The sequence below is a fragment of the Desulfolutivibrio sp. genome (assembly GCF_036584575.1).
GTDB lineage: Bacteria > Desulfobacterota > Desulfovibrionia > Desulfovibrionales > Desulfovibrionaceae > Desulfolutivibrio.
The window spans coordinates 1-26,221 of the sequence record NZ_JAZHDB010000052.1; the positions used below are offsets into that span (position 1 = coordinate 1).

The window sequence follows — 26,221 nt, forward strand, 5'->3', positions numbered from 1 at the left end:
TCGAAGAGCTTTTGGACGAGGTCTTCGAGCCCCTGGCCTCCTCCAAGGGGGATCATGCTCTTCCGCCGTCGGCCTTTTTTTGCCCCCCCGCCCCCGTGGCCTTTCGCGCAGCCTGCGGCTATGATGCCGTGCAACATCCACTCCGGAGGAGACATGGCCCGTAAAAAGAAATCGTCACCCCCCCGCCTGGACCCCGTGGTCGCAGGCATCTTCCTTTTGGCCGCCATGGCCGTGGGTTTTTATCTGGGAACCCTGTACCAGGGCTCCCGGCAGACGGCCGCCCCGAGTCCGTCCGCATCCGCCCCCCAGGCCGCCCAAAATCAGGAATCCGACCTGGCCCCGCGCATCGCCGCCGCCGAGGCCAAGACCAAGACCGATCCCAAAAATGCCGAGGCCTGGAGCGACCTGGGCAATCTGTACTTTGACGCCGACCAACCCGCCAAGGCCGTGGCCGCCTATGAAAAATCCCTGGAGCTCAAGCCCGGCAACCCCGACGTGCTCACGGACATGGGGGTCATGTACCGCCATCTGAACCTGCCCCTTCGAGCCGTGGAGAGCTTCGACGCCGCCCTGGCCAAAAATCCGGTCCACGTCATCGCGGTCTTCAACAAGGCCATTGTCCTTCTGCACGACCTGGACAAGCCCGACGAGGCCTTAAAGACCCTCCAGGCCCTCAAGGCCAAAAAGCCCGACGCCATCCTCCCCGGCGGCCGGAAGATCGACGATCTCCTCCAGGAGTTCGGGGGTGCGCCAAAGACCATGCCCGCTTTCAACAGGTAGGATTTTCTGGGAATTTTTTTGAGATGCCCCGACGCTGCCGTCGTCGTCTGCTTTTGGCCGGGGGGCTTTTCCCCCCGGCCGGATCAGAACCCGGCGGCTGGGGCTGGGCGGCACGGAACGAGGCGCACGTTGGCATCGATCTGGATGCCGGGGAAGGCCGCGCGGTCTCGAAGGATGAATCCCCGGCCCGAGGCGTCCGCCTGCCGGGCCAAGGCCTGGATGGTTCGGTCGAAGGGCGCGAAAAACGGACGTCCGGCCAGAAATTCCCGGCTGAAGTCGGCCTCGTTGACGACCAGATAATCTACGCCGTATTTCTTCGCAAAATCCCGCACCGTCTGCGCGTCAGTGGCGTAATAGGCTGCGAACAGATCGCCCAGGCGCGGTTCGTACTGCCGCCAATAGCCGGTCATCCAGGGATGGGCCAGTTCGAAGGAGGCCTGGACGTTGCGTCGGCCAAAGGTCAGCACGTTGTCCATGAGCTCCGGATGCCCGGCAAAGACGGCGTCCGTGGGGGTCTGCCGCACGGCGGCGTACAGGGCGGCCTGATCGCCGTAGTCGTAGAGTCCCGCATCCGTCAGCCGTAAGGCCCCAAGGCCCACGGCCAGGACCAGGAGACCGGCCGCCGCCCCGCGTCTGGACAGGACAGGGGCCAGGGCGGCGTGAAAAAAGAAGGCCAGGGCCAGGGCGTAGAGCATGTTCAGGGAATAGCTCACGTAGCGATCCGGCACGAAAAGCCGCAGGGCCAGGAGGCGCGCCGTCAGATAGAGGACAAGCGAGGCCAGAAGCAGGCTGGTCGCCGGCTGGCGGCAACGGTCCAGGGGGGCGAAGTCCGCCCGCCTGGCGCCGACGAACACCACGGCGGCGATGGCCGCCAGACTGAGGATGCCCGGAACAAGGCCGATGTCCAGAAAAAGGCCGATGCCCTCGAAGGGAGTGTAGATCAGGTCGAAAAAGGGGTTCGGCAAGGGGTACAGGTCCAGGCGTCCGGCTGAGGAAAAAACCGGGTTGCCCGTCATCTCGGCCACCGAGGCCAGGGGGCCGAAGCCCGAGGCCTCCAGGCCGTGGTTGAGGGCGTAGACCGCCCCGGCGCAGACGGCGATGATCAGGAAATCCGGCAGGCGGGCCGGAAAGGGGGGGCTTATGGCCGGGCGCAGGCGTGACGCGGCATAGGCCAGCAGACAGGAACCCGTGGACAGCACGCACATGTAGGGGATGGTCGCAGCCTGGACGATGAGGACAAGGGCCATGCCCAGGCTGCTCCGGCGCAGCCAGGCCAGGAGGAACAGGGCCAAAAGGGGGGCGGCGAAGGACCGTGAGAGGCCTCCGGAGATGTTTTTGAGGAAGAAGGGCAGCAGCCAGACCGAGGCCGTACAGAAATATCCCAGGGTTCTGTCGCCAAGGGTCCGGCCGATGCCGAAAAAGGCCAGGGACGTGGCGCAATACAGGATGCCGGTGAACATCTTGGAGAGAAAAAGAGCGTTCGCCATGGGCGAGGCTGCGGCATACAGAGCCTTCACGCCGACGGGGACATAGGCGGCGGCGAAATCATTGAGCAGGTTCGCCGGGTAGAGCGCCGCGTCCTGAAAGCGCTGCATCCAGTAGATCTGCTGCCGGGCGTCGTCGTTGATGACGAAGGGGCTGGCCAGGCCGTGGCGGTGGGCCACGGCGAACACCAGGGCGGAGAACAAAACGACCAGGGCCGCGTCGGCGAGGGCCGTCGTCCGGTCAGATGTCCCGGTCATAGAGCCGGAAGGTCTTGTAGCGTTTGCCGCCATAGGCCAGGAGGGTCTTGTTCCACTGCACCAGAGATTCAGGGATGAGAGAACAGTCGCAATAGTGCATCTGGGGGTGTTTCTCTAGAAAGTTGATGATGATCTGGAGGATGATGGCGTGGTGCAGGCGGCGCCACTGGTGTGTTTTCTTGACCCCCATGATGATGGCCCGGCAGTATTCCAGGGGCAGCACCCGGCAGTCGAAGAAAAGCTTGAGCATGTTCATCGGGCCCAGACTGCCGTTGAAACCGTGCAGGGAGCGGTTGACGTCCGGGGCCACCACGCTGAACGCCACGATCTCGTCGTTTTCCAGGATCACGTTCAAGAGATCGCGGCGCATGATGGGTTCGAGCTGGAGGAAAATGTCTGCGAACTGGCGCTCGGTAAACGGCACATGCCCCCAGTTTTTGCCCCAGATGTCGTTGAAAAGTTCGCGCACCTCCACCGCCCGGCGCACGAATTCACGCCGGGGAGGATGGGTGATGCGACAGCCGGCCTTGGCCAGGATGCCGTCGCGGCGCTGTTTCATGGCCGCCAGATCAAACTGGCTTTCATCGATCTTGTAGGCATACCAGTCGAAGGTCTTGCGAAAGCCAAAATTGAGGATGAGATCCTCGTAATACCGGGGATTGTGGGTGTGCATCATGGACGGCATTTCATCGAATCCGTCCACCAGAAGTCCCACCTCGTCATAGATGGCGAAGCTCAAAGGGCCGTGCAGCCGGGTCTTACCCTGGGCCCGGAGCCAGGCGCCAGCAGCCCGAAAAAGGGCGTTGGCCGTCTCCTGGTCGTTTTCGCATTCAAAAAAACCGAAAAATCCCGTGTGGGGATCGTGCAGGGCCTCGTAGGCGCTGTTGATATGGGCGCTTAAGCGGCCGACCACGGCGTCGCCGCGCCGGGCCAGGTAGTATTCGGCCCGGCCTACCTCGAAAAACGGCCCCCGGGTGCGGTCCAGGAAGGTTTTCTGGTGTTCGATGATCGGCGGAACCCACAGGGGGTCGTCCGCATAGATGGTCCAGGGATAGCGGATAAAGGCATCAAGATCCGCCTCCGTCGAAACAGGCGAGATGCGGCAGGCGGTATGGGACATGCGGTCTCCGGCGTGCGGGGCAGGGTTGTTATTTGCTCGGGACCACCGTGACCTGGCCCTTGAGGCCCTCGCGCAAGGTATGGTCGGGGTTGGGGATGGTCAGTTCGATCTCGTAGTAGGACGGCTGCTGCAGATTGGCCGGAAGCGGCGTCCAGGGGATGCGGCTGACCGTGGCGGCGAATTCCCGGCCGGGGATGGCGTCGAAGACCACCGTGGCGGCATCGCCCTCGGCGATCTTGCTGACCTCGATCTCATGCACCTGGGCCCGGATGATCATGGGGTCGAGGGAGCCGACCTGGAAGATGGCTGTCTCGCGGTCCAGGTGCGCGCCGTTACGGGCCTCGGAGTTGATCCACAGGACGTAGCCGTCCAGGGGGGAACGCAGAAAGCCGACCTTGGGCACGTTTCCGGCCCCGGCGTCGCGGCCGAAACGCTCCTTGGCCAGGATGAGCCGGTCGGAATAGACGTCGCGCGCCAGATTGAGCTGCTCCTGGATGGAGGTCTTTTCTTTGCGCGCGGCCTCGATCTCCTTTTCGTTCTGGGAGATGCTCTGCTGGGAGGCCATGTTGCGCTTGGTCATGACTTCAAGTTCGCGGTGCTTGGCCGTCAGCTTGTCCAGGTCCACCTCCACCTGGGCCAGGCGGTATTCGAGCTCTTTGATGGTCGTGGTGCTGAGCTTGTTTTTTTCATCCATGTAGACTTCCTGGCGTAACTCGTACCGGGCCAGTTCCTGGTCTTTTTTGACCTGTTGGCCGATCTGGACGCCGATCTGCTGGATGAAGGCCGGAAAGGGCAGGGGGACGTTGAACTTGATCGGGGTGTACAGCTTGCCCGTGAACTGGACTTCCGCCGGGCGCAGCAGGCCGGTGGGGGGGGCCTCCTTGGCCGGGGGTTGGTCGGGTGCGGACCAGGACGTCGCGGCAGCCCCGAGAAGGATGGCTGACAGGGCGAAAGCCAGTGCGACGATACGCATTTACATGTTCTCCTGTACGGAGGTGTTGATATATGCCTTTTGGAGATGGCCGGACAAGAAACGCAGGTCGAGCAAGGCCTGGCTCTTGGTGAGTTCCTTGAGCAGCACCTCCTGCTTGGCGGCGAGGTATTCGTCCATGGCCGCGACAATGGAGTCGAATTCGGTCTGGCCGGTCTCGAACCGGAACTGGGTCTGTTGCAGCTTGAGCTGGGCCAGGTCGCGGCGGGCCACGGCGTAGCGTACGTCGGCATCGGCGGTGGCCAGGCCGGCCATGGTCCGCTGGAACTCGCTGACCAGCTTGAATTCCTTGGCCCTGGCCTCGGACTCGATCTGTCCCAGCTTTTTGTACTGGCGGTTGACGTCACGACTTTTGGTCCACCAGTCCAAGGGCAGGGAGGCGGTCACATAGGGATAGAGGGGAAGGCCGGTCTGGCTGGCGGTGTCGCTTAAGGCGTCCACGGACTGGAGGCCGAAATTGAACGTGGGGATGAATTTGATGTAGGAGACGGTGATGTTTTTGCGTTGCAGGGCCTTGTTATATTCCTGGATCTTGAGCTCATAGGCGTTTTCCCGCAGCACCTCGCCGGTCACCGAATAGGGGTCGAAACCGGCCACCACCTGCGACCGGGCGTTTTCCAGTTCGAGATCGACTTTTTGGATAAACGGCACGCCCAGGATGAACTTCAGGTCGTCCATGAGCATGAGTTTGGTGTTGCGCAGCTTGTCGGCCTCGGCCTTGACCAGGGTGATCTTGGATTCGGCGATGCGTACGTCGAGGTCCGTGCCCTGCCCAAGGGAGGAACGGGTCTGGGCGTATTCCAGGAGCTGGGCGGCCATCTCTGATTTTTCTTTGACGATGGCCGCCTGCTCGTCCATCATGCCCAACTGGAGAAAATTATACCCGACGCGCTTGAGACCCTCCGAAATGATCTGCAAATGGCTCAGCACCGCAATGTTGATCATGTCCTTGCGGGCCTGGACTTCGAAGATGGTCATGACCGGGTTCCAGATACCCGTGGAAAAACTCAAGGTATACGGCTCTTTGTGGCTGGAGGAGGAGGGGCGGTTGAAATAGTACGTGGTGTTGATGCTCAGCGTGGGAATGTAATTCGAATAGGCGTCGCCCAGATCGAGCCGCTTGGTCTCGATATCGATGGAGCTTTTCACCAGAAGCGGGGACTGGGCCAGGGCCACCCGGACGCACTCGTCGAAATTGGCCGGCGAGCGCAGGGGGGTCGCCGCCTCGGTGACGTTGGTTTTCCGGGCCGCTTCGTTCGTGTCGGTTTTGGCCGTAGCGGCGGGTTGGGCCGGAGTGGTCGGCTTGGTTTTGTCCTTGGTGTAGCGCCCGGCCGGGTCGGCGGCCTGGGCCGGGACCGGCTGAAAAACCATCAGGGCGGACACGAGCGCAAGGAGCAAGCAGACCGCGCCCAACCGAAAAACGCCTTTTCGACTCAAGCGTGCGCACGCTTGACCGAAACGGCGGGCAGGCTTGCCGGGCAGCGCGCTGCCTGGGCAAAGCGAAACATCAAAGCCTCCCATCCCCATCCCCCCTGGAGTTAACCGTTCAGAACACCGTCCGTCAGCACACAGGTTCTGTTGCAATGCTCGGCGGTGGTGGCGTCGTGCGTGACCACAACCATGGCCATGTTCGAGCCTGCCGTGATCTTGTTAAAATAATCCAATACACGCAGGCTGTTTTCGCGGTCAAGCTGGCCGGTGGGCTCATCGGCCAGAATGAACTCGGGCTCGTTGACCAGGGCCCGGGCAATGGACACGCGTTGCCGTTCGCCGCCAGACAGCCGGTTGGAAGGCTGATGGATGCGATGTTCGAGGTTGACCCTGGAAAGGGCGTCTCGGATCCGGTCCGGGCGCTCCCTGAGCTTCACCCCGGCATAGACCAACGGCAGTTCCAGGTTTTCATAAACCGTCGAATTTTCAAGTAAATCACAGCTTTGAAAGACAAATCCCATCATCTCGCGACGAAAAATGGCCTGTTCGTCCCGAGTCAGGGACAACACGTCCCGGCCCGAAACCAAGTAGGCGCCTGTCGAGGGCGGCAGAAAAAGCCCCAAAACAAACAACAACGTGGATTTCCCCGAACCCGAGGGGCCCATGACCGCCACCATCTCGCCGCGCCGCACATGCAGATTGACGCTTTTCAATACCTGGATCGTCTCGTCGCCATTTTTATAATTCTTGGTGAGATCCGAAATTTCAATGACCAGGTCGCCCTGGTTCCCATTTCTGGTGGCGCTATTCATACCGCATGGCTTCCACGACCTGCATCCGGCTGGCCCGGATGGAGGGATACATCCCTGCGCCCACGCCGATGACCAGGGCGAACGTCAGCCCGGCCAGCAGGCAGACCATAAACAGGCCTTCCGGGGGACGCGACCCGAGCATATGGCTCATGTATTCCACGCCCACCCGTCCCAGGCCGATTCCCAGAATGGACGCGGTCATGGTAACGCAAAGGGATTCGAAAAGGAACTGGAAAAAGATGTCGTTATCCAGGGCGCCCATGGCCTTTTTCAACCCAATCTCCCGGGTCCGGCTGACCACGGCGGCCATCATGATGTTCCAGATGCCCAGGCCACCAAGAATCAGCGTGGCCACGATGGACGAGTAGATAAAAAGCGAGACCCACCAAAAGATGCGTTGCACCTGTTTGAGCGGCTCCCAGGCTACGTTGACCCGCAGCCCCTTGGCCGTCTGGTTGGCCTCCACCACGTTTTTCACGGCGGCGGCCACCGGGGCCACATCGTCCCACGTGGCGCATCGCATATACACGCTGTAGGGTCTGGAGATGTCCACCACCCGGGCCCGGGCCGTGGTGATGGGCAAAAAGATGAACTGCCCCCGGTCTCCGGCCCGCACGCCGCCGAGCACGCCCACCACCTGGTACAGATTGTCGTCGATGGCCAGGATCTGCCCCAAGGCCTCCTGGTCGCCGCCGAAGATGGTTCTGGCCAGAAGCGTCCCCACCACGCACACCCGGGAGCCCTCGGCCACGTCGGTGGCGTCGAACAAACGCCCGGCAGCGGCGTTGAAGGAGAACACCCGCCAGTAGGAGGCGTCCACGCCCACCAGGTTGAACCCGAAGATGCGGTCCTGGAAGGTGGTGATGGCCCGGGGTTTGGTCAATATGCCGCTGACGTCCATCACCCCGGGAATTTTGGCCAGGGAGGCCAGGGTGCGGTCACGGAACCATTCCAGGCGTTCCACGCCATCCTGCTCGAAGTAGGGGTTGATGATGGTGGCCCCGCCGAGCATGTCCAGGTCGTTGTTGAAATTGGTTTTGAGGTCGCGACCCATGGTCACGATGGTGATGAATCCCGCCGTGCCCAGGGCGATGGCCGCAATAACCCCGATATAGCGGCGCCGTTTGCGCAACACCTCGCGGATGCTGACCCGCATGATGTCGCGCATGCGCAGCCACGTCGTCCCTCGCCGGGAACGGTGGGCCAGATAAGCGGCCAGACGCGCGTGTTTTTTCGCCATGGACTGCTCAGAAGGCTGCGGGCTCAGCGGTGAGCGTCGTGCCCGCCGTGTCCTGGACCGCAATCACAGGTATGAGAGCTTGGCCCGACCGGCGCCGTCGGCCGTGGCGTCGGGCGTCATGTTGGGTTGGGCGCCGCGTATCTCGTCCTCCTCCACGTCCTGGGCCCGGATGCGGAACTGTCTGGCCAGGCGGTCAAGCACCTCGAGCACGAAATCCATCTGCCGATCCTCGTGGGTGCTCATGTAGGCCGTGCGGATCAGCGCCTGTCCTCGGGGAACCGCCGGATAAATGGCCGGGAGGGCGAAGACGCCGTTTTCGAACAGGGCCTGGGAGAACTGGAAGGCCTTTTCGTCGGAGCCGATGATGATGGGGATGATCGGCGAGGCCGACTGCCCGGTGCGCAACCCGATGGCCTGATAGCCCTCGCGCATGCGGTTCGTGACCTGATGCAGGCGGGTCACCCGCTCGGGCTCCTTCTCCAGAATGTCCAGGCAGGTCAGCACCGCCGTGGTGTTGGCCGCCGGCAGGGCCGCCGAAAAGATCTGGGTGCGCGATTGGTAGCGCAGGTAGCGCAACACGTCCTCGTCGTCTGCGGCGATGAATCCGCCGATGGAGGCCATGGCCTTGCTGAAGGTGCCCATGATGAAATCCGTGCGCGCGGCCGCATCGAAATGAAGCGCCGTGCCCCGGCCGCCGGGACCGAGGACGCCCAGGCCGTGAGCGTCGTCGAGATAGATGATGATGTCCGGGAATTCATCCTTGAGCGCGGCCAGTTCGCCGAAGGCGGCCACGTCGCCGGACATGCTGAACACGCCCTCGGTGATCAGGAAGACGTCCCCGTCCGGGCGGGCCCGCTTGGCCTCGGCGATCTTTTTGGCGGCATTTTGCACGTCGTTGTGGGCGAAGGTGGATATCCTGGCCCGGGTGGACTTTATGCCCTCGAAGATGCTGGCGTGGCCTTCTCGGTCGCATAAAACCGTGTCCGCCGGGGTGATGAGGCAGCCCAGGGCCCCCAGGTTGGTGCTAAAGCCCGTGACATGCACCACCGCGCCCTTTTTGCCCACAAAGGCGGCTAGGCGCTCTTCCAAAAGCTGGTGCAGGACCAAGTTGCCGCTTAAAAAACGGGAGCCGCCGGGGCCGGTGCCCCAGGCGTAGACGGCCTTGGCCGAGGCGTCCATGACCCGGGGGTCGTGGCTTAAGCCCAAATAATCATTGGAGCCGATCATCACCAGACGCTTCCCGGCCACTTCCACTTCAGACCCCCAGGTCTTGGAGGTGGGACGGAAATAGGGGTTGATGCCCTGACTGGCGATCTCGGCATGCAGCGCGTTAAAATGCTCGCAACGTTTGCTTAGTCTCATGGCGTTCCGGTACACCCCGGCGAGATGGTTTTGGATGATCCGCCGTGTCCGTCCGGGCTTTCGCAGGGAGGGACGGATCTCCGCGCCTGGGGCGGGTATCTGTGCTAAGGCGTATCGCGCCTACGAACATCGCGCGATCATGATGAAGCACGCTTCCTTACGTCAAACAGCGCGCCAAGGCAAGCCCGACGGGCCATGCCGCCGAACCCGGCGTTATCCGGAAAGAGGATGGAGCACCTCGCGGACATTACGCTCAAGCTGGTGCACGAGCCGTTCGAGGGCCATCCTGGCCCGCCCCCACTGGGAAGGATGGGTGCGGGTGTAGAAATATTCGTCGTCCGCCGTGGCCAACACCAGGGAATAATTACGCAACCACTGACCACGTTTCCTGCTCCACTCCAGATAGATCCAGGCGAACTCCGTCCCGCCGTCGGCGGCCCGGCACCGGGCCGAACCCCAGACGTAGGCCTCGCCGCCACGCTGCACCTGGCGGTATTTGAGGAAGTCGAAGTCCTCGAAAACCAGTCCCTCGGCATGGGCCAGACCCTTGGCCGCGAAGACGGCCGCCTCGCGGTACTGGTCCTTGGAAAAGCCGTCAAGCCTCCAGGCCGGGAAATACCAGGCCCCGAACCAGATCAGGAGCCCGGCGGCGAGAGCCGCCAGACAGGCCAGCCCGGCCGCCAGCAGGCCGACGCCCCGGCGCAGGCTCATGGCGCGGCTCCCGTGGCCTGGGCGCCTTCGCCGGGCGCGGGCGCGGTCAGCCCGAGCTCCATGCGCCAGCCCTGGCGTTCAAGGGCCAGCATCCGGTCAAGCCGCTCACGGGCCATGACCGCGTAGTCGGCGTCCCGCTCCCGAACGGCCAGCCGCCGGTTCACGGCCCGGCGCAGGGACTCCTCGTTGATCATGGCCGGGTCCGGGGTGCGGCCCTGGCTTAAGAGCTCCTCCAGCCGGACCCGCACGGCCTTGGCCGAGGCGTCGTTGAAATCCAGATGGCGCTCTTTCATGATCAGGGAATTTTCCGCGTCGTTGACCATGCCGCTGAAGAAGCGTTCGGGCGTGACGTGGCTGGCGAATTCCGGGGTGCGCCCCAGGCCCTTCCAGACGGTCAGGACCAGGGCCGCGAAGACCAGGATTTTCAGGGCGCGTTCGAAGGTGAAACCGGTCATGGCGGTCACCCCCCGGCCTTTTTGCGGTAGATGGTCAGGGGCAATTGGGGCGGCTCCACAGGGATGAAGGCGTGGTAATAGGGATCGGCCCGGTTGCCGAAGTCTTCGTCGGGCCAGGGCAGTTCCAGGCGTTCGTAGTCGCGCTCGAGGTCCAGGGTATGCACGAAGGCCCGGGCCGGGAAGAGCAGGCGGTCCCGGTTGACCCGCACGGAGCGGCGGATGAGCACCCATTCGGGCTTCTCCTCCGGGGCGGGCGGCCCCTGAAGGCCCCCCAGAACCCGCAGTCCGGTATAGAACTGAAGAGGCAGGTCGCCGTATTCGGCCAGAATGGTGTCGCCTGGCCGGGCGTGTTCCTTGAAAAAGGCGATGATGTTGGCGTTGACGTCGGGGTAGCCGGAAAAAAGCTCGGTGAGGTAGAGCTTCAGCGGAAAATTGGGAGACGTCAGCATCCGGAAATCGTTTTGCCAGGGACGGTTGATGAGCTTGGTGCGTTCCAGGGGGTACAGGTGCAGCCAGTTGGTCAGGGCGATCAACAGCAGAAACGCCAGCCCCGACGGCCTGGACCAGCGCCACAGCCGCATCCCGGCCCAGGCCAGAAGGATGGCGCACAGGGGATAGAGGTGCACGATGTAGCGGTGGAAGCGCTGGGGCACCAGGGCCAGAAGCAACAGGCTCATGACCGTCAGCAGGGCGCAGAACAGGACAAAGCGTTCGGCCGGGTCCGTGGGGCGCTCAAGGAAGACGAAAAACCGCCGCCAGCGCCAGGCCAGAACCGCCAGCACCGGCAAGGGGATCATGAACATGATCAGGTCGGCGAAATAGATCATGAGGTTTTCGGGCACGAGGATGATGTCGAACATGCTGCTTTGCGAGCCCAGTCGGTACATGAAAAGTCCGGGGATCACCAAGGCCATGGTCGCGATCATGAGCAGGCCCAGCCGTTTGATGTCCAGGCGTTCATGATACAGAAGGATGGCGCAGGCCAAAGCGCTCGGGACGAAACTTAAAAAAAGCAGATAGTTGGCGTGAAACAAAAGCCCCATGGATAGGGCCATGCCCAAAAGTGGGCCGTTTTTGCGCCGCCAGTCGCTGAAAAAGGCGTAGATGGCCGTCAGGGTCAAAAGCGTGCCCATGCTGTAATAGCGGCCCTGGCGGCAGAACAGGAGAAACGGCACGGTCAGGGTCAAAAGTCCGGCGGACAGGGCGGCCCAGGCTGGATTGCTGAAAAAGCGCAGGATGAGCAGATAGGTCGCGGCCACGCTCAAAAGCCCGGCCAGGGCGAAGAAAAACCGGTCTCCGGCGGCGTTTTCCCCGAAACAGGCGATGCCCGCCGCCGACATATAGATCTGAATCCACGGCGACCACCGCCAGACATGGCCGTCGCCCGGGTTGTATTCCCGGGCCTCTTCCTGGGAGATGAGGTTTTTGCCGTCAAAGGCCCGGGGCAGTCCGTCGCTGAGCACGGTCTGGGCCAGCCGGGAGGTCTCGGCCTCGTCCTGCCACAGGGGGCGCTGTCCCAGGTTGTAAAAAATGAGAAAGGCCGCCACGGCCAGGATGCACAGGGGGAGCGGACGCAAGAGTCCCCACAGGGCGCTTTGGGTGTCGGGAATGGGGATGGCGTGTCGGGGTGTTTTCATGGAAATCCTGGCGCGCCGTGCGCGCGAAGCGCCGCATAATACGATTTGGCGGCAAAGACAACCAAGGGCCTCGAAAAGCGGCAGGCCCCGGCCCGCCCCGGGCCGAAGGGGGGCCGGGTCGGGAGCAACGGGGGGGTTGACAGGGCCGGGTTTTTTGGGATTAGTTCCCCATTTCACCGCGTCGCGCCGCATCGCGGCGTGGCCGGCTCCACTATCGCCCGGCCCATCCTACGCCGAGAATACGACCTCCCCGGAGAAAATCCCATGCTCAACGGAAAAAAAGTGGTGGTGGTCATGCCCGCCTACAACGCGGCCGCCACCCTGGAACGCACCTGCTCCGAAGTCCCCAGGGACATTGTGGACGAGATCCTTTTGGTGGACGACTGCAGCCGCGACAACACCGTCGAAGAGGCCCGGACCCTTGGCCTGCGCTGTTTCTGCCACGAAAAGAACTGGGGCTACGGCCGCAACCAGAAGACCTGCTACAGCGAGGCCTTAAAGCTCGGGGCCGACGTGGTCATCATGGTCCACCCCGACTACCAGTACACCCCGAAGATCATCCCGGCCATGGCCAACCTGGTGGCCAGCGGCGAGTACGACGCCTGCATCGCCTCGCGCATCCTGGGCGGCACGGCGCTTCAGGGCGGCATGCCCCTCTATAAATACGTGGCCAACCGCTTTCTGACCCTGGCCCAGAACATCATGATCAACGCCAAGCTTTCGGAATACCACACCGGATACCGGGCTTTCTCCCGGGAGGTGCTGGAGACCCTGCCCCTGTGGGAGAACTCCGACGACTTCGTCTTCGACAACCAGATGCTGGCCCAGACCGTCTACTTCGGGTTCCGCATCGGCGAGGTGTCGTGTCCGACCAAGTATTTCGAGGAGGCCTCCTCCATCAATTTCTCCCGCAGCGTGACCTACGGCCTGGGCGTGCTCAAGACCTCCATGGAATTCCGGCTTCAGAAATGGGGGCTGGCCAGCTATCCCTACTTCGATAAAAAGGGCCGTGGGCTTTTGAGCCCCACCCCGCCCTATTATACGGATAAGTCCCCGGACGTCCCGCAATAGCTGCCATGTCTCGCCCTCCGGCGTTGTCCGGAGGGCGGAGATCCTGCGGGCGGCGGGCGCCCGCCGAACGTGCCCGCCGTTCCACTGCCCGGGCCGGGAGGTCGTAACCGTCAGATCCCGGCCTTCCTTTTTTGCCGGGCCCGCCCTTGTGGCGAGCCCGCCCCCGCGTCGTGACGCGACGCCCCTCCCAACGTCCCCGGGCCATGCCCTGGCGGTGTCGGCCCGGAACTTTTGGCCGACGGCTGGACCAATTCTTGCTTCGCATCTCCCGAAGCCGTACACCCATGGTGGAAAACCCGCAGGATCGGACATGTTTCGTTTCAGTCTCCAAAAGGTTCTGGACTACCGGACCCAGCTCGAAGAGCAGGCCAAGATGGAACTGGCCAAGGCCCTGCATGTTCAATTGACCAGAGAGAAAGCCGTGCGCGACCTGCGCGAGGTGATCGCCGTCCACACGTCCGCCCTGGAAGGGAAAACCGACGTCACCCCGGCCGATTTGTGGTTGTGGCGGGTGTACAAGGAACGTCTGGAGATGGACATTCTCATGGCCGAGGAGGATCTGCGGCAGGCCGCCGCAGAGGTGGCCCGGCGCCGGGATACGGTGGTGGCGCGATCCACGGATCGCAAGCTTTTGGACAAACTCAAGTCCAACCAGGCCACACGCCACGCCCGTGAAGAAAGCCTGAAGGAGCAGAAGCAAAATGACGAAATGGCAGTCGTCAGACATGGCGCCGGACACGGAGCTTAGGCGGACCCAAGACCCGGATGGGCGTCTTCGCCGTCCTGCGGGCACACGTCCCAGGGGACTTCCCAAGCTTTCCAAGGTGCTTGCGGCCTTGACCATGCTTGCCGCTATCAAGCTGGGGGTACTTCTCTTCATGGGCATCGATGCGTTGGTTCCGGATTCGGCCAGCCGCGGGGACGGGCACATGGTGGTGGCTTCGGTCATGACCGTGCCCCCGGCCATGGCCCAGACCCAGAAGGCCCCGGAGACGCCCAAGGCGGCTCCGGCCGAGACGCCCGCCCCGTCCGGTCCGCCGGGGGTTCTGGATTGGCAGGAGCTTGGCGAACGCAAGGACGATCTCGACCGCCGGGAACAGGCCATCGCCGACATGGAGGCCAAACTTGACCAGCGGGTCAAGGATCTGGCGGCCTTGGAGGCCAGCCTCAAGACCATGCTCGACCAGGCCCAACAGACCAAGGACGAGAAACTCAAGCACCTCATCGACGTGTATACCAATATGAAGCCCAAGCAGGCCGCTGCGGTTTTGGAGAGCCTGGACGACCGCATCGCCGTCAAGATTTTGGCCGGGATGAAGGGGCGTCAGGCCGGAGAGATCCTGACCGGCGTTTCCGCCAAGAAGGCGGCCAGCCTTTCCGAACAGCTCACGCGCCTGCAACTGCCCATGGATGTGCCCACTCCGGGTTCCCCGAACGGACAGTAGGGGTGAAGACACGCCGATAGCGCGGGAATAAACCATGGAAACCCTGAACATCCGTACCGGCAAGCGCCAGGAAATGATCCCGGTCACCCGCCAACTCCAGGAGTTGGCGGCGTCCGGGGATACGCCGACGGCATCCTGGTGGTGCATTGCCCCCATACCACCGCCTGCCTGACCATCAACGAAAACGCCGACCCCGATGTCGTCACGGACATGCTGGCGGCGCTTTCCGCCCTTGTCCCCCGCAGCGGCCCCTATCGCCACGCCGAAGGCAACAGCGACGCGCACATCAAGACCACCCTGGTGGGGCCGTCCCTGTCGCTGATCGTCAGCGGCGGCAAGATCCAGCTCGGTACCTGGCAGGGCGTGTTTTTTTGCGAATTCGACGGTCCCCGCTCCCGCCACCTTTGGGTCCAGTGGCTGGGGACGACGGCCTAAGGCGCGCGGGGGGCGCCGCCCCCCGCACCCCCCGGCAGGGGGGTAACCCCCCTGCACCCCGTATCGTGCGGCCCTGGCTTCGGCGCATTGCGCCGAAGCCAGGGCCGCAACGTTCTGTGCCCACGGGTTTGGACCCTGTCTGGTCGGTGAACGCGGAGGGGAAGGGGGGGGCGGATTAGAACTCGTAGCGCAGACGCAGGCCGCCGCCCGGCGCGCCGCCAATGTCGAGTTGTTTGAGGCGCGAACCGCTCTCCCTGTACAGGGACATGGTCCCCGGCAGGGAGTACAAGGCGCCCAGGCTGACGGCCAGACCGTCCAGGGGTCGCAGGTCGAGCCACAGGCCGCCCTGGGGCGACAGCATGGACACATAGCCGTCCGGGACCACGGGATTGTCGCTTGCGAGGCCGTAAAATCCGGATTCCAGGCTTCCGGTCAGACGCAACGACCACCACTGGCCGCCTCGCCAGGTGATCTCCGTTCGGGGAAAGCCCAGGTCGGCCGCAAACGCCCCTCCGGCGTCGTAGCGGAACCCGAGCATGGCTGCGGGCTGGATCTCCACGCTGTTTATGGACGCGCCGCCGCCCAGGGTCATGGTCCAGCTGCCGCCCAGGGGGAAGGCCAGACCCGCCAGCACCGTGCCCTCGTATCCCCTGCCGGGGTCGCGTTCGAAGCCCAGGCTCCCCCGGAGCCCCGCAAACCCGGTGACATTCCCCCATAAATCACCCCTGACGGTGACTCCGGCCTCCAGCCTGTGCAACTGTTCAAAGGGCTTGCGCCCGGCAAAGGGCAGGTTCCCGGTTTTGGAAAACAGGTAATGGCTGCCGGTATACCCGGCGTCGAAACCGAAATTTTCCGTATCGTACGCCGCCTTGAGCTCGTCGCGCCACACGGCCATCCCCGCGCCCGAGACGTCGGCCGGGGCCAGGGCGCTCCCGGCGGCTTCCAGGGACAGACTGGACCGGGAGGCGGCCTCTGGCCCGTTTCGCGCGTCCCGCTGGCGCATGGCCGACAAGGCCTCCTCCTCCTCGCCCACAGGCCCCTGGGCGGCCATGGACCCTCCCACGACAACCAGCAGCAGGGTGACGGCCAGAAGTCCCAGGCCGACGATCCATGACCAGGCGTCTTGCGAAATGCTCATGAACGTCGGTTCCTTGCACTGATGCTTCCCACGCGGCATATCCGTACTCCTTTGTGTTGTGTCCCATCCGTTCCCGGCCGTGATCGGTCTCCCTGCCGGATGGGGTTGCGCTGTCATTTGTAAGTCACCTAACGGTGACTTGGCGTCGAAAAAAATTACGGGGCGTCCGCCAGGCTGCGGATGATCCTTTCCAGCATGGCCTCAAAGCGCTCCCAGGTGGCTGGGTCGTCAAGCGGCAGGCCGACGAATGTCCTTTCCGTCCGGGAGCGGACGGCCAAATGATTGATGGCCGCGCCCAGGAAGGCGTACAGGGCCGGCATGTCCAGGGAGGGCGGCATGTCGCCGCTTTCCACGAGTCGCATCAGCCGGACTCCGCCGACTTCCCTGGCGGAGTCCAGGGCGTCGGTGAGTTCGTTTTGCTCCATGAACCGCCAGGCCAGGATTTCCAGGGTGAGCGGTCGGCGCAGCAGGCGTCTCAGGTAGTTGCGGGATACGATCACCAGACGTTCGACAAAGGGCAGGGCCGCCAGGGCCGCAACATCGCCACCAGCCAAATCCTCCACATCGGGCCAGAAGTCGCCGCTGTGGGCGAAGGCCGCCACAAGGCCGGGCAGGCCGCCGAAGTACCGGTAGATCAGCACCTTGTCGACGCCCGCCTCCCGGGCCACGACATTGACCTTGACCGCCCGGAACCCCTGCCGGGCCAGCACCCGTCCGACGGCATCCACGAGGAGGCGCATGGTGCCCTCGCGGTCCCTGGGGCGCTCGGCCGGGCTGTTCTGTTTTGGGCTGTCCATGCGGGGATATTTGTCACCGAACAGTGACTTCGTCAAGCTCTATATTTCTCTACTCCGACAACGTGTACACTCGCCGGGACATGTGCCCCTGGCCGAAGATTCCGCCACACCCGAAACCAGCGTTTCCGGGCCGTGGTTCCTGCCGCAAGGCGGCAGGAACCACGGCCCGGTGACGGGGGGCCCGGGGGGAATGATTCCCCCCGGGCGGGGTACGGGGCGGCAGCCCCGATGGCTGTGCGGCGGGGCGGCAGCCCCGATAGCTTATTCGTCCTTCAGGGTGCGGGTCATGAGGGCTTGGACGGCGGCGGCGGGTTCCTGATTGCGGTACAAGACGGCATGGACCTGTTCGGTGATGGGCAGCTCCACGCCGAGCTTTTGTCCCAGGGTGTGGACGGCCTCGGTGGTTTTCACGCCCTCGGCCACCATTTTCATTTCGCCCAGGATGTCCAAAAGCTTTTGGCCCTTGGCCAGGCGCATGCCCACCTGCCGGTTGCGGCTCAGGTCGCCGGTGCAGGTCAGGACCAGGTCGCCCAGGCCCGACAGGCCCATGAAGGTTTCGGTATCCGCGCCCATGGCCTTGCCCAGGCGGCTCATTTCGTGGAGCCCCCGGGTGATGAGGGCGGAGCGGGCGTTGCTGCCGAACCCCAGGCCGTCGGCCACGCCCGAGGCGATGGCGATGATGTTTTTGATGGCCCCGCCCAGTTCCACGCCGCGCACGTCGGGGTTGGTGTAGACCCGGAACTTGGGGGTGGACAGGGCTTCCTGGACCTCTTTGCCGGTCTTTTTGTGGGCGCAGCCCAGGGCCACGGCGGTGGGAATGCCGTTTATGACCTCGAAGGCGAAGGACGGCCCGGACAGCATGGCGAAGCGGGGCTTGAGGGCGCCCAGGACATCCTCGCAGACGTCGGACATGGGCATCAGGGTGTCGAGCTCGATGCCCTTGCTGGCGCATATGATGGCCGGGTTCTTGGGCAGATATTTGAGGAACCGGGTATAGGCGTGGCGGATGAACTGGCAGGGCACGGCGAACAGGAAGTGCCGGACCCCGTCGGCCACATGGGCCGGATCGGTGCTGACGTCGAGGTTTGGCGCGAGGGGGCGGCCGGGCAGATACCAGGTGTTTTCGTGCAGGGTGCGGATTTCGTGCATCACCTTCTGCTCGCGCACCCAAAGCCGCGTTTCAAGGCCTTTTTTGGCCAGCATGTCGGCCAGGGTGGTGCCCCAGCTGCCTCCGCCGATGACCGCGATCTTCATGACTCTCCTCCAGGTGATGCCGGGTGCGCCCGGCCTTGCGGGGCGCCTCCCGGACCAGTTCCCGCCCCTGCGCCGCGCGGCGTTTCGGGTCGGGTCGGGTCGGGGCTGGTCAGGTTGCGTCTAGCACATGAAGGCGATAAGGACAAAGCCTTTGATGACGGGCCACAGGGAGGGCCGACCCACGTATGCCGAAAGAGACGAAACCCCAATTCAGCGAAACGGAGCGGCGCATCCTGCGCATGGCCCAGGCGGACCTGCCGGATTCGGCCACGCCCTATGCGGACATGGCGGCGTCCGCCGGGGCGACCGAGGCCGAGGTGCAGGGTCTGCTTGCGCGCCTGAAGGAGAGCGGGGCCATCCGGCGTTTCGGAGCCACGCTTCGGCATCAGAAGGCCGGGTACGGGGCCAACGCCATGGTGGCCTGGTATGTGGATGACGACGACATGGCTCGGGTGGGGAAATACATGTCCTCGCGCCGGGAGATCAGCCATTGCTACCACCGCATCAACTGCCTGGACTGGCCGTACAACCTCTATACCATGGTGCATGCCTCAAGCCCGGAGGAGTGTCGGCGCATCGTGGAGGATCTGGTCCGGGAGTCGGGCATCGACGACTACGCCATGCTTCTGAGCAGAAAAGAGTTGAAAAAGACGTCGATGGAATATTTTTAGGCAATAAATCCATGCCAGATTGTCGTCTCTACATTGATGAGGTCGGGAACTCTGACCTGGGTGCTTCGGAGAACGAAAATCACCGATATCTGAGTTTGACAGGGGTGATTATCCGGCATGAATATGTGAGCGATACGGTGCATCCGCTCCTTGAAGGATTGAAGACAAAGCACTTCACATCACATCCAGATGATCCTATCATCCTGCACAGAAAAGAGTTGGTGAATAAGAAATATCCTTTTTCTTCGTTGCGGGACAAAGAAAATGAGATGCAATTCAATGAGGATCTTCTGACGTTGCTTGAGAAGATTGAGTACAAGGTCATAACGGTTGTTATTGACAAGCTGGAACATAAACAACGATATTCGCGCTGGCTTTTTGATCCGTATCACTATTGTTTGGCCGTGATGCTGGAAAGGTTTGTTCGATATCTTGAGTTGAATGCGCTCATCGGTGATGTGCTTGCTGAATCACGAGGTGGGAAAGAAGACAGACGGCTCAAGGATTCCTTTCAACGTCTCGTACAGCAGGGAACGGAATACGTTTCTCGCGATGTTTTTATGGCAACATTGTCGAGCGGACAACTTAAAGTAAAGCCGAAACAATTCAATATTTCAGGGCTTCAAATTGCGGACATCATCGCACATCCGAGCTACAAATGTACGCTGCATCGGCGTCAGAAAAAATCTTTACCAGATAATTTTGGAGGGAAAATCGCGCAACTTCTTGAAAAATCAAAGTACCACAGGAGTCCCTCAGGGGTAATCGATGGGTGGGGAAGAAAATGGCTTCCATAAAAAAAGGCCCCGAAGGGCCTCGAAGGCATGTGCCTTCCACCTCCAGTTGACTGGATTAAGATAAAACTAATTCGTATCCTGAAGAAAGTCAATGAGATTTCGAAAAGGAGCTCCTGTATGCCCCTGACCTCTCTGGCCCCCAACCTTATGGTGGACGACGTGGCCCGCACCGTGGACTACTACCGGCGCGTGCTCGGCTTCGATTTCGCCATGGGCGTCACCGACGAAGGGCGGCAGGCCGTCTTCGCCTGGCCCGCCGCCGGACCCTTGTGCTACGCCATGGTCGTATCCGGCGCGGTGCGGGTCATGTTCCAGTCCAAAAAAAGCCTGGCCGCCGAACTGCCGTCCCTGGAAAACGCCAAGCCCGGCGGGGCGTTCACCCTCTACATCGAGTGCGACGACCTGGACGCCCGCTATGCCGCCCTGGACGAAGACACCGCCTTTCTGAAAAGGCCCCATGTCACCTTCTACGGCATGCGGGAATTTTACATCAAAGATATCAACGGCTATATCCTGGCCTTTGCCCAAAAAGCCGCCTGAGTCCGCCGCAATCCGCCGCCTGCAACCTGTCATCCCCTTCGGAGACGTCTCATGACCACTTCCGCCGAACTTTTCGCCACGGCCAAAACGCTCATTCCCGGCGGGGTCAACAGCCCCGTGCGGGCCTGCAAGAGCGTGGGCTGCGACCCCCTGTTCATCGCCCGGGCCGCCGGGTCGAAGCTTTTTACCGTGGACGGCGACGAACTCGTGGATTTCGTCATGTCCTGGGGCCCCATGCTCCTGGGCCACGCCCATCCCGGGGTGACCGAGGCCGCCCGGGCGGCCATGCTCGACGGCGCCAGCTACGGCGCGCCTTGCCCGGCCGAGGTGGCCATGGCCAAGGCCGTGGTCGACGCCGTGCCCGGCATCGACATGGTGCGCATGGTCAACTCCGGCACCGAGGCCACCATGAGCGCCCTGCGCCTGGCCCGGGGGGTGACCGGCAAGGACGCGGTCATCAAGTTCGAGGGCTGCTACCACGGCCACGGCGACGCCTTCCTGGCCGCCGCCGGGTCCGGCGTGGCAACCTTCGGCATCCCCGGCACCCCGGGCGTGCCCGAGGGCACGGTGCGCCACACCCTGACCGTGCCGTACAACGACCTGGGCGGCGTGGCCGCGCTTTTTGCCGCCCATGACGACATCGCGGCGGTCATCGTCGAGCCGGTGGCCGGAAACATGGGGCTGGTCCTGCCCAAACCCGGGTTCCTGCAAGGCCTGCGCGAACTGACGGCGAGGCATGGGGCGCTTTTGATCTTCGACGAGGTCATCACCGGGTTCCGGCTGGCCTACGGCGGCGCGCAGTCCGTGTTCGGCGTCGACCCGGACCTGACCTGCCTGGGCAAGATCATCGGCGGCGGCTTTCCCGTGGGGGCCTACGGCGGCAAGCGCCGGTTCATGGAGCGCATAAGCCCCGAGGGCGACATCTATCAGGCCGGAACCCTGTCCGGGAATCCCGTGGCCATGGCCGCCGGCCTGGCCACCCTGACCGCCCTGGCCCAGGCCGACTACGCCGGACTGGCCGCGCGCACCGAGTCCTTCGCCTCGACCCTGGCGGGCATCCTGGCTGACAAGGGGCTGCCCGTCGTGCGCAACCGCATCGCCTCCATCTTCACCCTGTTTTTCACCGAATCGCCGGTTACGGACTTCGCCACGGCCAAGACCGCAGACAGCGCCCGCTATGCCCGCTTTTACGGCCACATGCGGGCCCGCGGCGTAAACCTCGCGCCCTCGGGGTTCGAGTGCGCCTTCACCTCCTTCGCCCATACGGACGCGGACCTGGAGAAGACCCTCGACGCCGCGAAGGCCTTTGCGGGATAGGGGCGGGCGTGCGGCGCGTCCGGGGGCATCCCCTGCGGCCGCGCAAAAGGAGGACGGGTATGGACAAGGAGCGCAGCATCATCATGGAGGCCCTGGTCCGGGGCATCCTGGTGGGCGGATCGGTGGGGGTTTTGGGCGGCATCTTTTTCATGGACATGCGCCGGGGGTTCACCCTGGGCATCATCGCCGGGTTTTTCGCGGCGGCCACCCGGCTGGCCCTGACCAGCAAGCGCGGCGGCAAAAAGGATTCCTGAGACGGACGACGGCAGAAGGGCCGGGATTGCTCCCGGCCCTTTGGCAACGCCCGTAACGGCGTCTTCAGGCATTTTTCAGGGAATGTCCTGGAACGCGGCCCGCACGGGAAAATCCTTCGGGGCCAAGGCGACAGCGGTGTTCCCGGTGACGGACTGTGCGGCGGCCGCAGCTATTCGATGGCGATACGCCTGGCCGACGGCTCCTGCGCGGCCGTGCGTGGCATGGTGATGGTCACCACCCCGTTTTTGCATGTGGCCTTGATGTTGGCCGTATCCGCGTCCTTGGGAACGGACAGCACCCGCTCAAAGGCGCCGAAGCGGCGCTCCACCCGGTAATATCCCTTGTCTTCGGATTTCTCCTCCTGACGCTTCTCGGCCCGGATGATCAGGCAATCCCCCTTGAGTTCGATGTGGATGTCCTTCTCGTCGATGCCGGGCAGTTCGGCGCTCACCGTATATTCCTTCTCCGAACCGGTGATGTCCACCTTGGGCTTGGCGATGCCGCCGGATTCCGGCCCGGAGATAAACCCGGGCCACATCCCCCGGGGGAAGCCGAAATTCCGGAAGGCGTTCTCAAAAAAACGTTCCGTGTCCGGGTGCAGGGAGGGGAAGGGCGATTCCGGAAAGGAGGGCTTTGCCGGGGGGGCGCCCGGCGCGGCCGGAGGGGCGGCGTCCTGGGCGTCTTCTTTTGTGAACCAGTTCCAGGGATTGAGCTTGGCGAAGTCCATAAGCGCCTCCATGGGTGGTTAAATTTTGCAAAAAACATAAGGCCCGTCACCCGGTAGTCAAGACTACGGCGGGTTTCTGCGCCTGATGTGGGGCGCATCCTGTGGAGGCAGGGGCCTGACGGCCGGAGACGAAAAAAGGCCCGGTCCTCGAAAGGGCCGGGCCGTGGCTGGTCGGGGCCGGGCGAAAGCTAGTTGGGGATGAGCGCCGTATTTTTGATGCCCATGGCCACATAGATGTCGGCCAGGGCGCTTTGGTAGTCGGACAGGGCCTGGGTCAGGTTGAATTCCGCCGAACTGACCCGGGACTGGGCGTCCAACACGTCGGTGTTGGTGCCCACCTGGGCCTGATAGCGGGCCACGGCCATGCGGTAGCCTTCCTGGGCGGCCTCAAGTCCGGTGCGGGCCACGGAGATGCGCTTGGCCGCATCCTGGATGTTCAAGTGGTAGGTCTTGACCTCGTAGCCCACATCGAGGCGCATCTTGGCCAGGTCGGCCTGGAGCTTTTTGACCGTATCCCGGGCCTGGCTGTAGCCGAAATAGGTGGACCCCCAGTCCCATATCTGCCAGTTGGCGGTCACGCCCACAGTGGTGGCCTCGGGCGTCACACTGCTGGATTTGCGCTTGTTGTCCATCCCCGGGGTGTCGCCCTTGCGGGCGTAGCCGAACTGGGCCTGGACCTGGGGATACAGGGGGCTGGCCGCCACCTTGGCGTCTTTCTCGGCGATCTGTACGCTTTTGACCCCGATGTAGAGGTCGGGGCGGGTGGTGTAGGCCGTGTCCAGGCACTTTTCGATGGTCATGGTGAAGGGTTCGTAGGAAAGTTCGCCCACATAGGCGGTGTCCTGGGAGAGGGGCAGGTTGAGCAGGGAGTTGAGCTGGGCGGTCTGGGTCAGCACAGAATTCTGGGCCTTGAGCAGGTTCTGTTCGGCCGTGGCCAGCTCGGCCTCGGCCTGGAGCACGTCCAGGCGGGGTTTGAGGCCCACGTCGTAGAAGGCCTGGGTGACTTTGTACTGGGACTGCAGGCGGGCTACGGAATCCTGGTTGCTTTTGACGTCGGAGCGGGCTTTGAGCAGGGCCAAAAAGGCCCGCTGCACAGCCTTGATCAGGGTCAACTCGGTGTTGGTGAGCTGGGCCTCGGCCTGCTCCTTGGCCAGGGCGGTCTTTTGGTAGCTGCTCAAAAGTTTGAAGCCCGTAAACAGCGGCTGGGTGACGTTGAGCTGCAGGGTATACAGGTTTTGCCAGTAGCTGCGGTTCTGGTTCATGGCCTCACTGGTGCCAAGGCTCGTCCCGTATGTCTTGTTGGCGATGCTGTTGCCGATGTTGGTCTGGGTGGTGGGAACCCAAACATTGCCGTCGGTGCGCTGGTAGCCGTAGGACACGGTGCCCACGGGGCCGAAGTTGGCCAGGGCCTGGCGACGGCCCTCTTCCGCGCCGAGGATCTGGGCCCGGGCGGACTGCATCTGCGGGTTGGCGGCCAGCCCCCGAAGCACGCTTTTTTCCAGATCCAGGGGGCCGCCCGATGCGGCGGGAACAGGAAATTCCTTGTCCAGTTCCTTTTGGTATTCTTCGCCCTGCTGGACGAAGGCCGGAGTAGGCACGCTTTCGATCTTTTGTTCCAGGGCCTTGGGAGACACACCGGCCGGGGCCGTGTCGTCGGCTTTTTGCGTGTACCGGTCTGTGATGCGGCCTGTGGCGTTGTCCTGGGCCATTCCGGTCAGGGGAACGGCAAACACAAACAGGGTCAAGGCCAATACGGCGACAGCAGTCTTGCGCGTCGAGGAGCTCATGGCAAAAATCCTTCTCCGTGGGGAATGTTCGGCGTCCGGGCAGTCATGGCCCGGGTGAGAGCGTATTTAAGGTTCGTCACCGTAGTGTTTCGAAAAGTAAAAATCAAGACCACCTGGAAATCTCGCGCCAGCCAGCCTTTTATGGGCGTTTTGGCGAGCGTTTGAAACTTGGGTCATCGGGCCGGACCTTGCGGGGCGGATTTCCCCGTGCCCGGGCACGGTTGCCAGCCTCGCCACCCTGACGTAATACCCTGCAAAGCGCCCGGCGTCGCACCACCCGGCCGCGCCGCAAGGAGAACGCGTCATGCCCCTTCGGGACGCCACGGCCCCCGCCACCGACACCCTGTACCTCATCGACGGCAGCTCCTTTCTGTTTCGGGGCTATTACGCCTATGGCGACCTGGCTCGTTCCGACGGTTTTCCCACCAATGCGCTTTATATCGTCATGCGCATCCTGCTGAAGTTTTTGCGCGACGCAAAACCGGCCCACGCCCTGTTTCTGCTCGACGGCACGGGCAAGAACTTCCGCCACGAACTGTATCCGTCCTACAAGGCCAACCGGGTGGCCATGCCCGAGCCCCTGGCCCTTCAGATCGACCCCCTGTTGCGCGGCGTGCCGCTTTTGGGCCTGCCCGTCCTGGTGGGCGACGGCTTCGAGGCCGACGACTACATCGCCTCCCTGGCCGCCCGCTTCAAGAACCGCCTGCCCGTGGTCATCCTGGCCTCGGACAAGGATCTGCGCCAATGTCTGGACGCGGACGTGACCATGTGGGATCCGGGGGGCAAGACCGAAAAGATCATCACCGTGGCCGATTTCCAGGCGGAATACGGCATCACCCCGGCCTCCTGGCCCGATCTCCAGGCCCTGACCGGGGACGCCAGCGACAACATCCCGGGCATCCCGGGCATCGGCCCCAAAACGGCGCTGGCCATCCTGCACGGACATCCCACCCTGGAGGACGTGCGCGACCGCCCAGACGACGTGCCCCCGGCGGCCCGCAAAAAGCTCGAGGGGCGCCTCGACGAGGCCTTCTTGTTTCGCGAGCTGACCAGGCTTCGCACGGATCTTTTGCCCGAGGCGGACCTTGAGGCCTTTGCCGTGCGCCCGGCGGATCGGATCCAAGTGGTGCGTTTCCTGGAGGAGTTCGAATTCAAGTCCCTGGCCCGGGAGGTGGATGCGGCCCTGTCCCGTTCCCTGGACGCCCCGCAGGCCGCCCCGGCCACGTCGACGGGGAAGGGCGGGGAATCGTCCGGCCCCCGGCAGCTTTCCTTGCTGGGCGGCCCGGCGGGCGCCCTGGAACCGGAAAAAGTCGTCGTCTTTCCCGAGGCCGCCCCGCGCGATCTTCCCGACCCGTCGGGACGCGACATGGGGCTGGTTCCCGTGCCCGGGGGGTTCGCCGTGGGCTATCCCGACGCCGAATACCGGGTGCGGGCCAAGCCCGGCTCCCCGGAGGCGGCGGCCCTGGCCGGGCGGCTGGTCATGGCCGGGAGCGTGGCCGTGCCGTCGCTGAAGGAACTGGCCGAGGCGTATCCGGTCTTTGAGACCGTGCCCCTGCGGGTCTGGCGCGACCTGGGGCTTGGGGCCTATCTGCTCCAGCCCGAGTCCCGCAATTATAGCTGGGAGCGCCTCAAGGACGGCCTGTTCGCCGATCCCGGGTTCGACGCCGCCGGGTATGGTCCGGCCGAGGACGGACGGCTGGCGGCGG

Annotated in this window: 25 protein-coding genes and 1 pseudogene; 11 read left to right on the plus strand and 15 right to left on the minus strand. The window is 63.4% G+C overall.

Annotated elements, in window-relative coordinates; translation table 11 throughout:
- Positions 1–153: 153 nt before the first annotated feature.
- Positions 154–780, plus strand: a complete 627-nt coding sequence (locus V3572_RS04080; RefSeq protein WP_332109703.1) for a tetratricopeptide repeat protein — start codon at positions 154–156, stop codon at positions 778–780.
- Between the two features lie 83 nt (positions 781–863).
- Here the strand turns inward: V3572_RS04080 and V3572_RS04085 are convergent, their stop codons facing one another.
- From V3572_RS04085 to V3572_RS04130, 10 genes are all read right to left on the minus strand, one after another.
- A complete protein-coding gene (locus V3572_RS04085; RefSeq protein ID WP_332109704.1) occupies positions 864–2,522 on the minus strand; it encodes a hypothetical protein in 1,659 nt (552 codons plus the stop codon).
- A complete protein-coding gene (locus tag V3572_RS04090; RefSeq protein ID WP_332109705.1) occupies positions 2,506–3,642 on the minus strand; it encodes a hypothetical protein in 1,137 nt (378 codons plus the stop codon). Before V3572_RS04090 ends, V3572_RS04085 begins: the two co-directional genes overlap by 17 nt.
- A gap of 28 nt (positions 3,643–3,670) precedes the next feature.
- Entirely contained in the window at positions 3,671–4,615 is a 945-nt protein-coding gene (locus V3572_RS04095) for an HlyD family secretion protein (protein ID WP_332109706.1), read from the minus strand.
- Positions 4,616–6,031 carry a TolC family protein gene (locus tag V3572_RS04100; RefSeq protein WP_332109707.1) on the minus strand — a complete coding sequence of 472 codons (1,416 nt, stop codon included), beginning with the start codon at positions 6,029–6,031 and terminating at the stop codon, positions 4,616–4,618.
- 140 nt (positions 6,032–6,171) lie between these two features.
- Complete coding sequence (locus tag V3572_RS04105) at positions 6,172–6,876, minus strand: ABC transporter ATP-binding protein (RefSeq protein WP_332109708.1); 705 nt, start codon at positions 6,874–6,876, stop codon at positions 6,172–6,174.
- Complete coding sequence (locus V3572_RS04110; protein WP_332109709.1) at positions 6,869–8,116, minus strand: ABC transporter permease; 1,248 nt, start codon at positions 8,114–8,116, stop codon at positions 6,869–6,871. The genes V3572_RS04105 and V3572_RS04110 overlap by 8 nt, the downstream gene beginning before the upstream one ends.
- 63 nt (positions 8,117–8,179) lie before the next feature.
- The gene (locus tag V3572_RS04115) at positions 8,180–9,478 is read right to left on the minus strand and encodes an aminotransferase class I/II-fold pyridoxal phosphate-dependent enzyme (protein WP_332109710.1); all 1,299 of its coding nucleotides are present in this window, start codon (positions 9,476–9,478) and stop codon (positions 8,180–8,182) included.
- Between the two features lie 213 nt (positions 9,479–9,691).
- Entirely contained in the window at positions 9,692–10,189 is a 498-nt protein-coding gene (locus V3572_RS04120; protein WP_332109711.1) for a hypothetical protein, read from the minus strand.
- Entirely contained in the window at positions 10,186–10,644 is a 459-nt protein-coding gene (locus V3572_RS04125; RefSeq protein WP_332109712.1) for a hypothetical protein, read from the minus strand. The genes V3572_RS04120 and V3572_RS04125 overlap by 4 nt, the downstream gene beginning before the upstream one ends.
- Before the next feature lie 5 nt (positions 10,645–10,649).
- Complete coding sequence (locus tag V3572_RS04130; RefSeq protein WP_332109713.1) at positions 10,650–12,281, minus strand: ArnT family glycosyltransferase; 1,632 nt, start codon at positions 12,279–12,281, stop codon at positions 10,650–10,652.
- Positions 12,282–12,545: 264 nt separating this feature from the next.
- Between V3572_RS04130 and V3572_RS04135 the strand changes: the two genes are divergently transcribed.
- The 4 genes and pseudogenes from V3572_RS04135 (at position 12,546) to V3572_RS04150 (ending at position 15,232) form a co-directional block, all read left to right on the plus strand.
- Positions 12,546–13,352, plus strand: coding sequence for a glycosyltransferase family 2 protein (locus V3572_RS04135; protein ID WP_332109714.1), 807 nt, complete (start codon positions 12,546–12,548; stop codon positions 13,350–13,352).
- Between the two features lie 310 nt (positions 13,353–13,662).
- A complete protein-coding gene (gene fliJ / locus V3572_RS04140; RefSeq protein ID WP_332109715.1) occupies positions 13,663–14,100 on the plus strand; it encodes a flagellar export protein FliJ in 438 nt (145 codons plus the stop codon).
- A 94-nt stretch (positions 14,101–14,194) separates the two neighbouring features.
- Positions 14,195–14,797 (plus strand): MotE family protein, encoded by a 603-nt coding sequence (locus V3572_RS04145; RefSeq protein WP_332109728.1) that lies wholly within the window; start codon positions 14,195–14,197, stop codon positions 14,795–14,797.
- Between the two features lie 34 nt (positions 14,798–14,831).
- Positions 14,832–15,232, plus strand: a pseudogene (locus tag V3572_RS04150) (secondary thiamine-phosphate synthase enzyme YjbQ).
- Positions 15,233–15,407: 175 nt separating this feature from the next.
- On the opposite strand, the gene V3572_RS04155 reads toward V3572_RS04150, so the two are convergent.
- The 3 genes from V3572_RS04155 to V3572_RS04165 form a co-directional block, all read right to left on the minus strand.
- A complete protein-coding gene (locus V3572_RS04155) occupies positions 15,408–16,370 on the minus strand; it encodes a hypothetical protein (RefSeq protein WP_332109716.1) in 963 nt (320 codons plus the stop codon).
- Between the two features lie 155 nt (positions 16,371–16,525).
- A complete protein-coding gene (locus tag V3572_RS04160; protein ID WP_332109717.1) occupies positions 16,526–17,167 on the minus strand; it encodes a TetR/AcrR family transcriptional regulator in 642 nt (213 codons plus the stop codon).
- A 261-nt stretch (positions 17,168–17,428) separates the two neighbouring features.
- Complete coding sequence (locus tag V3572_RS04165) at positions 17,429–18,421, minus strand: NAD(P)H-dependent glycerol-3-phosphate dehydrogenase (RefSeq protein ID WP_332109719.1); 993 nt, start codon at positions 18,419–18,421, stop codon at positions 17,429–17,431.
- A 185-nt stretch (positions 18,422–18,606) separates the two neighbouring features.
- On the opposite strand from V3572_RS04165, the gene ahbB reads away from it, so the two are divergent.
- The 5 genes from ahbB (at position 18,607) to V3572_RS04190 (ending at position 22,000) form a co-directional block, all read left to right on the plus strand.
- The gene (gene ahbB, locus V3572_RS04170; RefSeq protein WP_332109720.1) at positions 18,607–19,092 is read left to right on the plus strand and encodes a siroheme decarboxylase subunit beta; all 486 of its coding nucleotides are present in this window, start codon (positions 18,607–18,609) and stop codon (positions 19,090–19,092) included.
- A gap of 11 nt (positions 19,093–19,103) precedes the next feature.
- Positions 19,104–19,889, plus strand: a complete 786-nt coding sequence (locus tag V3572_RS04175; protein WP_332109721.1) for a DUF3800 domain-containing protein — start codon at positions 19,104–19,106, stop codon at positions 19,887–19,889.
- Positions 19,890–20,006: 117 nt separating this feature from the next.
- Positions 20,007–20,429, plus strand: a complete 423-nt coding sequence (locus V3572_RS04180) for a VOC family protein (RefSeq protein ID WP_332109722.1) — start codon at positions 20,007–20,009, stop codon at positions 20,427–20,429.
- A 51-nt stretch (positions 20,430–20,480) separates the two neighbouring features.
- Positions 20,481–21,746 (plus strand): glutamate-1-semialdehyde 2,1-aminomutase, encoded by a 1,266-nt coding sequence (gene hemL, locus V3572_RS04185; protein ID WP_332109723.1) that lies wholly within the window; start codon positions 20,481–20,483, stop codon positions 21,744–21,746.
- A gap of 59 nt (positions 21,747–21,805) precedes the next feature.
- Complete coding sequence (locus tag V3572_RS04190) at positions 21,806–22,000, plus strand: hypothetical protein (RefSeq protein ID WP_332109724.1); 195 nt, start codon at positions 21,806–21,808, stop codon at positions 21,998–22,000.
- 170 nt (positions 22,001–22,170) lie between these two features.
- On the opposite strand, the gene V3572_RS04195 is transcribed toward V3572_RS04190, so the two are convergent.
- Both V3572_RS04195 and V3572_RS04200 read right to left on the minus strand, forming a co-directional pair.
- The gene (locus V3572_RS04195) at positions 22,171–22,728 is read right to left on the minus strand and encodes an Hsp20/alpha crystallin family protein (protein ID WP_332109725.1); all 558 of its coding nucleotides are present in this window, start codon (positions 22,726–22,728) and stop codon (positions 22,171–22,173) included.
- 188 nt (positions 22,729–22,916) lie between these two features.
- Positions 22,917–24,515 carry a TolC family protein gene (locus tag V3572_RS04200; protein ID WP_332109726.1) on the minus strand — a complete coding sequence of 533 codons (1,599 nt, stop codon included), beginning with the start codon at positions 24,513–24,515 and terminating at the stop codon, positions 22,917–22,919.
- Positions 24,516–24,819: 304 nt separating this feature from the next.
- Here V3572_RS04200 and V3572_RS04205 point away from each other — a divergent pair.
- The coding region (locus V3572_RS04205; protein ID WP_332109727.1) for a 5'-3' exonuclease at positions 24,820–26,221 on the plus strand (1,402 nt) is incomplete at its 3' end.